This window comes from Amycolatopsis thailandensis (genome assembly GCF_042723255.1).
GTDB classification, from domain to species: Bacteria; Actinomycetota; Actinomycetes; order Mycobacteriales; family Pseudonocardiaceae; genus Amycolatopsis; species Amycolatopsis thailandensis.
In genome coordinates this window covers 1,639-9,775 of the sequence record NZ_JBHXJK010000216.1, presented here as the reverse complement: position 1 = coordinate 9,775, position 8,137 = coordinate 1,639, and the positions used below count along the sequence as shown (strand labels likewise).

The 8,137-nt window shown below is 70.5% G+C and carries 6 protein-coding genes; 5 read left to right on the top strand and 1 reads right to left on the bottom strand.

Annotated elements, in window-relative coordinates:
• The first annotated feature begins 318 nt into the window (after positions 1 to 318).
• Positions 319 to 1,893: an alkaline phosphatase D family protein gene (locus ACFWMR_RS41080; protein WP_378382297.1), complete on the top strand. Its 1,575-nt coding sequence runs from the start codon at positions 319 to 321 to the stop codon at positions 1,891 to 1,893.
• Here the strand turns inward: ACFWMR_RS41080 and ACFWMR_RS41075 are convergent.
• On the bottom strand, positions 1,847 to 2,740 hold the full coding sequence (locus ACFWMR_RS41075; protein WP_378382296.1) for an NAD(P)-dependent oxidoreductase: 894 nt from the start codon (positions 2,738 to 2,740) through the stop codon (positions 1,847 to 1,849). The genes ACFWMR_RS41080 and ACFWMR_RS41075 overlap by 47 nt on opposite strands.
• 112 nt (positions 2,741 to 2,852) lie before the next feature.
• Here ACFWMR_RS41075 and ACFWMR_RS41070 point away from each other — a divergent pair, with 112 nt between their 5' ends.
• The 4 genes from ACFWMR_RS41070 to ACFWMR_RS41055 all read left to right on the top strand — a co-directional run bounded on the left by ACFWMR_RS41070 (position 2,853) and on the right by ACFWMR_RS41055 (position 7,948).
• The gene (locus tag ACFWMR_RS41070) at positions 2,853 to 3,200 is read left to right on the top strand and encodes a winged helix-turn-helix transcriptional regulator (RefSeq protein WP_093937547.1); all 348 of its coding nucleotides are present in this window, start codon (positions 2,853 to 2,855) and stop codon (positions 3,198 to 3,200) included.
• A 64-nt stretch (positions 3,201 to 3,264) separates the two neighbouring features.
• Positions 3,265 to 3,675 (top strand): nucleoside-diphosphate kinase, encoded by a 411-nt coding sequence (ndk, locus tag ACFWMR_RS41065; protein WP_005158515.1) that lies wholly within the window; start codon positions 3,265 to 3,267, stop codon positions 3,673 to 3,675.
• Positions 3,676 to 3,731: 56 nt separating this feature from the next.
• On the top strand, positions 3,732 to 4,475 hold the full coding sequence (locus ACFWMR_RS41060) for a maleylpyruvate isomerase family mycothiol-dependent enzyme (protein WP_378382295.1): 744 nt from the start codon (positions 3,732 to 3,734) through the stop codon (positions 4,473 to 4,475).
• Positions 4,476 to 4,603: 128 nt separating this feature from the next.
• The gene (locus tag ACFWMR_RS41055; protein ID WP_378382299.1) at positions 4,604 to 7,948 is read left to right on the top strand and encodes a phosphodiester glycosidase family protein; all 3,345 of its coding nucleotides are present in this window, start codon (positions 4,604 to 4,606) and stop codon (positions 7,946 to 7,948) included.
• The last annotated feature ends 189 nt before the right edge of the window (positions 7,949 to 8,137 follow it).

The following is an 8,137-nucleotide window of genomic DNA, read 5'->3' as shown; positions in this document are numbered from 1 at the left end:
CTCCCTTCCTTGCGCCAGGCGCAAGGAAGGGGGCCTTCATGTACTTGGCAAGGTGTGAAGGTCGAGTTTCCTCGGCTCAGCCGAGGGAAGGGGGTCTTCACGGACCATGCCTGCGACCGACCGCGCCGAACCCAGTAGGTACGCAAGACACACTTGGCCCTGACCCCCTTCACAGCACTCGACCCACCTTGCCTACCCCAGCCGTCCCCACCACCCACGAGACCCACGCTGAGTGGCGGTGAGCGGACGCCGTGTTCGTTCATCGCCAGGTCAACCGCCGTTGGCCCACCGGCCGTGGCCGCGGGATAGAACCGCGCCATGACCGCTTCCCACCACAATCGCCGCACGCTGCTCAAGGCCGGTCTCACCGGCGCCGGAGCCGTCGCGGGCGGCCTGCTCCTCCCCGGAACCGCGACCGCGACCGGCACCGCGACCGCGGACCCCGTCCCGCTGCTCCGCCGCGACCGCCCCGTGCTCACCCACGGTGTCCAGTCCGGCGACGTCACCACCGGTTCCGGCATCGTCTGGTCGCGTGCAGACCGGCCCTCCCGGCTGATCGTGGAGGTCTCGCGGGATCCCTCGTTCCGGCGCGCTCGCCGCGTGCGCGGGCCGGTGATGAGCCCGGAGACCGGCGGCACCGGCAAGGTCCGCGTCGCCGGCCTGCTGCCCGGGACCGAGGTCCACTACCGCGTGACCGCCGAGTCCCTCGACGGCCGCACGTGCAGCGAGGCCGTCACCGGCCGGTTCGCCACCGCGCCGATCGGCCGCTCGGACGTCCGGCTGCTGTGGTCCGGTGACGTCGCCGGGCAGAACTGGGGCATCAACCCCGAACGCGGCGGCATGACGATCTACCGCGCGATGGCCGAACGCCGTCCGGACCTGTTCCTCCACTGTGGAGACACGGTGTACGCCGACGCGCCGCTCACCGAGACCGTCGCGCTGCCCGGCGGCCGCGTGTGGCGCAACATCGTCACCCCGGAGAAGTCGAAGGTCGCCGAGACGCTCGACGAGTACCGCGGCCAGTTCGCCTACAACCTGCTCGACGACAACCTCAAGCGCTTCACCGCGAACGTGCCCGCCTACGTCCAGTGGGACGACCACGAAGTCGTCAACAACTGGTACCCGGGTGAGATCCTCAACGACCGCCCCGAATACACCGAGAAGCGCGTCGACGTCCTCGCCAGCCGCGCGTTCCAGGCGTTCCACGAATGGCATCCGATCGACCGTCGCCAGGCCGTCGACGGCCGCGTGTACCGCAACTTCCGGCACGGTTCCCGCGCCGAGGTCTTCGTGCTGGACATGCGGACCTACAAGGACGCCAACACCGCGGACCAGACCAAGCCGGGCCGCATCCTCGGCGACCGTCAGGCACGCTGGCTCGTCGACGCCCTCGACCGCAGCACCGCCACGTGGAAGATCGTCCAGGCCGACCTCCCGATCGGTCTCACCGTCCCGGACGGCAAGGGCATCGAGGGTGTCGCCAACGGCCTGCCCGGCGCGCCCGGCGGTCGTGAGACCGAACTCGCCTGGGTGCTGCGGGAGATCGCGCGGCGCCGGGTGCGCAACGTCGTCTGGCTGACCGCCGACGTGCATTACACCGCGGCGCACCACTACTCGCCGGATCGCGCATCCTTCACCGACTTCGACCCGTTCTGGGAGTTCGTCTCCGGTCCGCTCAACGCCGGCGCGTTCGGCCCGAACACGCTCGACCCGACCTTCGGGCCGGAAGCGGTGTTCGTGCACGCCCCGCCCGCCGCGAACACTTCGCCCGCCGACGGCTTCCAGCACTTCGGCGAGGTGAACATCGACGGCCGGAGCGGCGCGCTCACGGTCGACCTGAGGGACGCTACCGGCGCTTCGCTGTGGTCGAAGACCCTTCAGCCCCAACGCTGAGCAACTCGGTCAGGACCGCGATGCTGCGGTCGCCGTGCCCGGCCTCGGCGGCCCGCCGTACGAGATCGTGCAGCGGACGTTGCCAGTCGACGTCGACGCCTTCCTCGGCCAGTTCGAGGTCGGCGGCGGCGCCGGCGTGGAAGATCCCCACCGAGGCCGCCGGATCCGAGTAGTCGCCGCTGTCGATTTCCTTGGCGTACATCGGAAGCACCGAGATGATCATCTCGAACCACTTGGTCGCGTACGGCAGGAGCGTTTCGGCTTCGAGCCCGCGCGACCGCAGCGCGGCGGCACCCTGGAAGAACCCGACCAGCGCGGGCAACAGGGTGCCGCCGACGGCCGTTTCGTACAGCGCCGCGAGATCGGCCTCCTCGCCGAGGTGGACGGTGTCGCCACCCAGTACCCGCAGTGTGTCCACGTGTTCGTCGAAGACCGCCTTGTCGCCGCCGTAGTACAGCAGGGTGTCCGGCGCGCCGACCGCCGACGGGATGTTCTTGACCGCGCCGTCGAGGAACCGCGCGCCGCGCTTCGCCGCCCATTCGGCCATCCGGCGCGCTCCCGCCGGGGAACCACTGTTCAAGGCGACCAGGGTACGGCCCGCGAGTGAAGCCGGTTCCAGTACCGCGCGGGTGTCCTCATAGGTGGTCAGGCAGGCGACGATCAACGGGCTCGCGCGCACGGCGTCCTCGATCGTCCCGGCTCGGTGTGCTCCGCGGGCGACAAGGGGATCGGCCTTCGAAGCCGTCCTGTTCCACACCGTGGCCGGATGCCCGGCCGCGAGGAAAGCGTCCGCCAAGGCCGAACCCATCGAACCGAGGCCGAGGACGGTCACCGGTGTTTTCGGCATTTTTCGCTCCAGTCAAAGGGAATCTTCGGGATGACTCCATGCTGGGACGTCGCGTACCTTTGATCAAGTACCTACTAATTTGCCGGGTACTGACAAAGAGGTAAGTGTGGCGATGACCAAGAACCGGACGTTCACCTGCGGCCTCGACGCCGCGATCGCCGTCATGGGCGGCAAATGGAAAGGGCTCATCCTGTTCGCGCTCCAGGACGGGCCGGTGCGTTTCGGGGAGCTGCGGCGCGCGGTGCCCGGCATCAGCGAACGGGTGCTGATCCTGCAATTGCGCGAGATGGAAGCCACCGGACTGCTGCATCGCGAGGTGTATCACCAGGTCCCGCCGAAAGTGGAGTACTCGCTGACCGGGTTCGGGGATTCGCTGAACACCGCGATGGCCGCGCTCGGGGCGTGGGGCGAGGAGCACATGGAGCGGATCGAGGCCATTCCCTGGTCCGACGTGAAGTGAGCGCCGAAGCACCCAGTAGGCTCCGGGCGAATAGCACGAAACCCACCCAAGGAGAAATACCGCCGTGACTGAACGCACGCTGGTCCTCGTCAAGCCCGATGGCGTCGCGCGCGGCCTCGTCGGCGAGGTCATCGCTCGCATCGAGCGCAAGGGCCTGAAGCTCGCCGCCCTCGAACTGCGCACCGTCGAACGCTCGGTCGCCGAGGAGCACTACGCCGAGCACAAGGAGCGCCCGTTCTTCGGCGACCTCCTCGAGTTCATCACCTCGGGCCCGCTGGTCGCGATCGCCGTCGAGGGCCCGCGCGCCATCGCCGCCTTCCGTCAGCTCGCCGGCGGCACCGACCCGGTCGAGAAGGCCACCCCGGGCACCCTGCGCGGCGACTTCGCGCTGGAGACCCAGTACAACCTGGTGCACGGTTCGGACTCCCCGGAGTCGGCCGAGCGCGAGCTCAAGCTCTGGTTCCCCGAGGTCTGACACACTCGTGGGTGGCGCGGGAAAACCGCGCCACCCACGGACCTGGGGGGTTGTCGATGACACCGGACGAGCACCTGGAACGACTGCGCGAACTCACCACCGGTTTCGCGCAGGTGGCGCGCACCGGTGATCACGCCGCGCCCGTCCCGTGCTGCGGCGACTGGCTCCTGCGTGACCTGGTCGTCCACCTCGGCAACGTCCACCGCTGGGCGACGGAGATCGCCCGCACTGGCGAGCCCGCCCCGCAGGATTTCGCCGTCGAACCGGGCGCGGATCTCGCCGCCTGGTACGCCGAATGCGCGGACGGCCTCGTCGAGACGATGCGCGCGGCCTCCCCGGAGGACGGCGCCTGGAACTTCACCGCCGCCCCCAAGACCAAGGCTTTCTGGTTCCGCCGCCAGGTCCACGAGACCGCGGTGCACCTGCTCGACGCGCATCGCGCGGCGGGCACCGGATACACCCTCGACCCGTTCGTCGCCGCCGACGGCGCGGACGAGGTCCTCATCGGCATGCTGCCGAAGGTGAAGCGCTGGCACACCCCGCCCGTGGTCACCGTTCCGTTGCTGCTGAAGACATCCGACACCGGACACGCCTGGTTGATCACACCGCCGGGCGAAAACGGCGTTCCCGGCTCGCGGCAGGCAGACCCCGCCGAAGCGGCCGGCGCCGTCGTCGAAGGCCCGGCGGAAGGGCTGGACTTGCTGCTGTGGCAACGGGTCGGCCTCGACGAGTCGGGTTTGAAGATCACCGGTGGCGTCGCCGCCGCGGAAACCTTCCTCGCCGGACCCTTCACTCCCTGAGCTTCGGCGCCCTACGCCGTTCGGTTCACGTTCACCTCGGGGTCTTCTCCTGGCGGTTCGCGTCCGCTGTGCTGAGCTGAGCCGTCTGTCACTCGATCGTGGGGTTTTTCGTGAGAAGATCACGCCTGTTGTTGCTCGCTGCCCTGCTGCCCGGATCGCTCGTCGCCGCACCGGTGCACGCCGACCCGCTGACCGCTCCGCTCGGTCCGGCACCCGTCGAAGCCGCCCCCGAGGGCTCCTCGGCGAAGGAGGGCCCGTCCGGGTACGCCGTGGCCGCGCCCGACGACGGTCTCGTCACCACCAGCGCGACTTCGCGCGTGGCACCGGGCCTGAGCCTGACCGAGTTCGACCGCTACGACCCGGCGGGCTGGATCCGCGGCGACACCCTCGCCGTCGACCTGACCAGCAAGACGCTCAAGCCGACGTATCTCAGCCCTGGCACGGTTTCCGCGCGGACACCGCTTTCGCAGCAGGTCGCCAGGGCGGGCGCGGTCGCCGGGGTGAACGGGGACTTCTTCGACATCAACGCCAGCGGCGCGCCGATCGGCGTCGGCGTCGACGCCGGGAAACTCCAGACGGCGCCCGCCCGAGGCCACAACCTGACCGCGTCGATCACCGAAGAAGGCAAGGCGCGCCTCGCGGAGGTCTTCCTCGACGCGTCGATCACGTTGCCAGACGGCAAGGTCGTGCCCGCGTCGAACTTCAACAGCCCCGTGCTGAGCGGAGGCGCGATCGGCGTCTACACCCCGCTGTGGGGCGCGGCTTCGCGGCGGACCTCGGTCGCGGGCGCGCAGCGCGTCGTCGAGATCGAGCTGCGGGACGGCGTCGTCACGCAGGTGCGGCCGCAGCCCGCGGACGGCCCGATCGCCGCCGGGAGCACGGTCCTGCTCGCCCGTGACGGCGGCGTGGACGCGTTGTCCGCCTTGAAGACCGGCGATCGGGTGGGTGTCGCGTACGCGCCGAAGAGCGACGCCGGGAAGCTTTCCGTCTCGGTCGGCGGCAACATCGTCCTGCTGCGCGACGGCGCGGTCCAGCCGGTCGACAGCGTCGCCATGCACCCCCGGACCGCGGTCGGATTCTCCGCCGATGGCACGAAGATGTGGCTGGCCACGGTCGACGGCCGCCAGGCGGACAGCCGCGGCATGACCGAACTCGAACTCGCCCGGCACATGAAGTCGCTCGGCGCGGACGACGCCATCAACCTCGACGGCGGCGGCTCCTCGACCATGCTCGCCCGTGAGGAGGGCGAGAAGTCGCCGCTGGTGCGCAACTCGCCGTCGGACGGCGGGGAACGCCTGGTGCCCAACGGACTCGGCGTCGCCACCGTGCCCGGCAGCGGCCGCTTGACCGGGTTCTCGCCCCGCCCCGCGCAGGACACCACCGACGCGACGCGCGTGCTGTCCGGGCTGACGCGGAAACTCGTCGCCGGGGGCCACGACGAGACCGGCGCCGCCGTCGACGGCAAGGCGCAGTGGCTCACCACGAATCCCTTCCGCGGCACCGTGACGAACGGTGTCTTCACCGCGCACGCCGACCGGTTCCGGCCGGACGCACCCGCGGACGTCGAGGTCCTGGCGAGGCGCGGTGGCGTCCTGGGCAAGACGACGCTGAACGTCCTCGGCTCACCGGTCCGGCTGGGCACCAGCACCGAACAGGTCGCGCTGTCCGGCGAAGGCGCGAAGAGCACCTTCAAGGTGTTCGGCTACGACGCCGACGGTTACGGCACGTGGATCGAGCCGGACGACGTCAAACTCGACTACGACCCCGCCGTGGTGCGGATCGAGCCGTCCGGTGACGGGTTCGCGGTCACCGCGCTGAAGGCCTCGGGCGCTTCGGCGATCACCGCCACCGCCGGTGGGAAGGTGACGCATCTGGCGGCGTCCGTCGGCACGGAATCCCGCGTGGCGGCGTCGTTGGACGGCCCGGCGGGCTGGTCCGCCAGCGTCTTCCCGGCCGTCGTCGGCGCCGCGCTTTCCGAGGCGACCGGCCGTGACGGCGGACGCGGGCTCGCGCTGGACTACCGGCTGAACGGGACCAACGCCACGCGCGCGGCCTACGTCAACTCGGCGGCGCCGATCGCGCTGCCGCCCGGCACCCAGCGCGTCGGCCTGTGGGTCAACGGCGACGCGAAGGGCGCCTGGCTGCGGGCGGAACTCCGCGACGCCGCCAACGTTCCGTCCATTGTGGACTTGTCGCTGAGCGTCGACTGGACGGGCTGGCGCTACGTCCGCGCGGCGATCCCGGCCGGGCTCCCCGACGGGCAGCGGCTGACGAAGTTCTACGCCGTCGAGAACGTCCCGGACCAGCAGTACGAAGGACGGCTGGTCTTCGACGACCTCACCTTCGAGGTCGCGCCCGCGGCCGCCGTCCCGGCCGATCCGGCGCCGCGTGATCCCGCGCTGATCACCGACGGCGTCGCGACCGGCGGCCTGCGGATCGCCGTGGTCAGCGACGCGCAGTTCACCGCCGATCAGCCGGACGGCCCGCTGGTCGCCCAGGCCCGTCGCGCGCTGCGCGAGGCTGTCGCGGCGAAGCCGGATCTCGTGCTGATCAACGGCGACTTCGTCGATCGCGGTACGGCCGCCGATTTCGCGCTGGCTCGTGCGGTCATCGATCAGGAACTGGTCGGCAAGGTGCCCTGGTACTACGTTCCGGGCAATCACGAGGCCGACGGCGGGCACGGGATCTCGGAGTTCCAGGCGGCGTTCGGGCAGACCCATCGCGTCGTCGACGTCGCCGGGATCAGGCTGGTGCTGATGGATTCCTCGCGCGGTTCGCTGCGCGCGGGCGGGTTCGACCAGATCCGGATGCTGCGCGAGGCGCTGGACGGAGCGAAGGCGGACAGGCGGATCCGCGGCGTGGTCGTCGCGATGCACCATCCGGTCAAGGACCCCAGCCCGACCGGGAATTCGCAGCTGGCCGACCGCAAGGAGGCCGCCATGCTGACCGGCTGGCTGACCGCCTTCGAACGCGAATCCGGCAAGCAGGCGGCCGCGCTCGCCTCGCACGCGGGCGTGTTCGACCTGTCGCGCGTCGACGGCGTGCCGTACCTGGTGAACGGCAACTCCGGGAAGTCGCCCGCGGCGGCCCCCGGTGACGGCGGGTTCGTCGGCTGGACGATGGTCCGGTTCGAGCCGGGGGACCGGGCGCAGCCGGTGCGCTTCGAGACGCGGCCGAACGTCGACTCGCTGACGCTGTCCGGTCCCTCGTCGCTGGCGCGCGGGGAGAAGGCGAACATCCGGGCCGTGGCGACGCAGGGAGCACGTCAGGTGCCGGTCTCGTACCCGGTCAGCGCGGACTGGAAGGGTGGCTGGGGCACGCACGTCACCGACGGTTTCCTGCCCGCTATGCCGTGGGACGTCGCGTCCTTCGACCCGGCGACCGGGGTGCTGACCGCGCTGCGGCCGGGGGTGGCGAATCTTTCGGTCACCGTCAACGGCGTGACGAAGAGCCTGTCCGTCACCGTCCGCTGAACCACGCGCTATTGGGGAAAGGCGAAGGTGGGGAAGTCGACCGGCGGCTCGCGAACGGCCTCCGTGCGCCCCAGTACTGTCCGGCGCCCAGCGTTGGGGGGGCCGCATAAAAAACAGAGTGTGGTTGGGAAAAGTGTTTGTACACCCACCCCCCCCCCGGGCCCCACCCCCCGGCCGGCCACAAACACA

Excerpts from the sequence above, each read along its gene's own strand:
- ACFWMR_RS41080 (WP_378382297.1), top strand. The coding sequence starts at position 319 with ATGACCGCTTCCCACCACAATCGCCGCACGCTGCTCAAGGCCGGTCTC.
- ACFWMR_RS41075 (WP_378382296.1), bottom strand. The coding sequence starts at position 2,740 with ATGCCGAAAACACCGGTGACCGTCCTCGGCCTCGGTTCGATGGGTTCG.
- ACFWMR_RS41070 (WP_093937547.1), top strand. The coding sequence starts at position 2,853 with ATGACCAAGAACCGGACGTTCACCTGCGGCCTCGACGCCGCGATCGCC.
- ACFWMR_RS41060 (WP_378382295.1), top strand. The coding sequence starts at position 3,732 with ATGACACCGGACGAGCACCTGGAACGACTGCGCGAACTCACCACCGGT.